The sequence below is a fragment of the Stenotrophomonas sp. HMWF003 genome, from assembly GCF_003061285.1.
Classification (GTDB): domain Bacteria; phylum Pseudomonadota; class Gammaproteobacteria; order Xanthomonadales; family Xanthomonadaceae; genus Stenotrophomonas; species Stenotrophomonas maltophilia_AP.
The window spans coordinates 1,688-3,303 of sequence record NZ_QAIW01000338.1 but is presented as its reverse complement, the minus strand read 5'-3'; the positions used below and the strand labels follow the sequence as shown (position 1 = coordinate 3,303).

Below are 1,616 nucleotides of genomic sequence, written 5' to 3'. Positions count from 1 at the left end.
GTTCAGGCCCGCCTCCACTGTCGCGGCGGGCACGGGGACCCCCGGCAGGTTCAATCCGGCGCTGTGCTTGAGGGTGTCGTACGGGCTCACGCAACTGCAGGTGGACGGCGAATAGCCTAACAGCGCCGCGCCCACCACCAGTGCGACCACGGCCGCCGACGACACCACCAGGATCCTGCCCATGCGAGTGCTCCGTGAGAGGGGCTTCTGTCTTGGGAAAGCATGCTCGCACGAAGCGACTGGGGCGGCGACAGGTGGCATTGCAAGCAATATACGAAACATATATGGTGCGTATCTTCATTGCCTGGGAGACCCGCATGGGCATCGTCAACATCGACGACGAACTACACGACAACCTGCGCCGCGCCAGCGGCGTCTCCGGCCGCTCGATCAACGCCCAGGCAGGCTTCTGGATCAAGATCGGCATGCTCTGCGAGATGAACCCCGGCATGAGCTACCAGGAGATCGTCAGCCGCGAACTGCGTGCGGCCGGGGTCGCGCCCGGGGCGTTGCGGGTGGCAGAGGCATGATCAAGACGCTGGAAGAACAGGCCCTGATGCGCGCCTCCGGCCGTCTGCTTGCGCAGGTGTTCGAGGCGCTGGACCGGCTGCCGCTGGAAGGCATGAGCACGCTGCAGGTCAACGACTGGGTGGAGCGCTTCATCGTGGACGAATTGCAGGCGCGCCCGGCCAGCAAGGGCCAGTATGGGTTCGCCTACGTGCTCAACAGCTCGATCGACAGCGTGGTCTGCCATGGCGTGCCGTCCGCCGATGCCGTGCTGCGCAGCGGCAGCATCGTCAACCTGGACATCACCCTGGAGAAGGGCGGTTACATTGCCGATTCCAGCAAGACCTACCTGATCGGCGAGGTCGACTATGCGGCCAGGCGGCTGGTACGGGTGACCCGCGAGGCGATGTGGAAAGGCATTGGCGTGGTGCGGCCCGGCGCCACGCTGGGCGACATCGGCTTTGCGATCCAGCAGCACGCCAAGGCGCACGGCTACAGCGTGGTCAAGGAATTCTGCGGCCACGGCATCGGCCAGGAAATGCACGAGGAACCGCAGGTGCTGCACTACGGCCGGCGCGGCGACGGGCTGGTGCTGGAGCAGGGCATGACCTTCACCATCGAGCCGATGATCAACCAGGGCCGCGCGGCGATCGACATGAGCGAGGATGGCTGGACCGTGACCACCCGCGACGGGAAGCTGTCGGCGCAGGCCGAGCATACGGTGCTGGTCACCGCCGACGGGGTGGAGGTGTTGACCCTGCGCGCCGAGGAGCGTGGGCTGGTTGCGTGATGGATGCTGTGCGTGGACGGACGGGCGCGGCTGTCTCGCAGCCGGGCAGAGCCCGGCTCTACGGGTTGCGTGTGGAGACCAGCTTGAGGAATGCCTCGTTCTGGTAGCGGCTCATGCGCAGCTGCTGGCCGGTGTCCAGGGTCACCACATGGTGGCCGTTGAACCACGGATGGATCGCCTTGACCCGGCGCACGTTGACGATGGCCGAGCGGTGCACGCGGGCGAAGTGGCGCGGATCCAGGCGCGCGGCGAGGCTGGCCATGGTGTCGCGCAGCGCGTGCACGCGGTCGGCCAGGTGGATTTCCACGTTGTTGCCGGC

At 66.6% G+C, this 1,616-nt stretch carries 3 protein-coding genes and 1 pseudogene; 2 read left to right on the top strand and 2 right to left on the bottom strand.

Features of this window, described 5'->3' with window-relative positions; all coding sequences use genetic code 11:
- Positions 1-183: pseudogene (locus tag DBR34_RS21390) on the bottom strand (hypothetical protein); the annotation flags it as partial.
- 134 nt (positions 184-317) lie between these two features.
- On the opposite strand from DBR34_RS21390, the gene DBR34_RS13550 reads away from it, so the two are divergent.
- Positions 318-530 (top strand): ParD-like family protein, encoded by a 213-nt coding sequence (locus tag DBR34_RS13550; RefSeq protein WP_038687903.1) that lies wholly within the window; start codon positions 318-320, stop codon positions 528-530.
- A complete protein-coding gene (gene map, locus DBR34_RS13545; protein WP_128097181.1) occupies positions 527-1,297 on the top strand; it encodes a type I methionyl aminopeptidase in 771 nt (256 codons plus the stop codon). The genes DBR34_RS13550 and map overlap by 4 nt, the downstream gene beginning before the upstream one ends.
- A 58-nt stretch (positions 1,298-1,355) precedes the next feature.
- Here the strand turns inward: map and DBR34_RS23125 are convergent.
- Positions 1,356-1,616: LytTR family DNA-binding domain-containing protein (locus tag DBR34_RS23125; RefSeq protein WP_258223922.1), on the bottom strand; the 261-nt coding region annotated here is incomplete at its 5' end.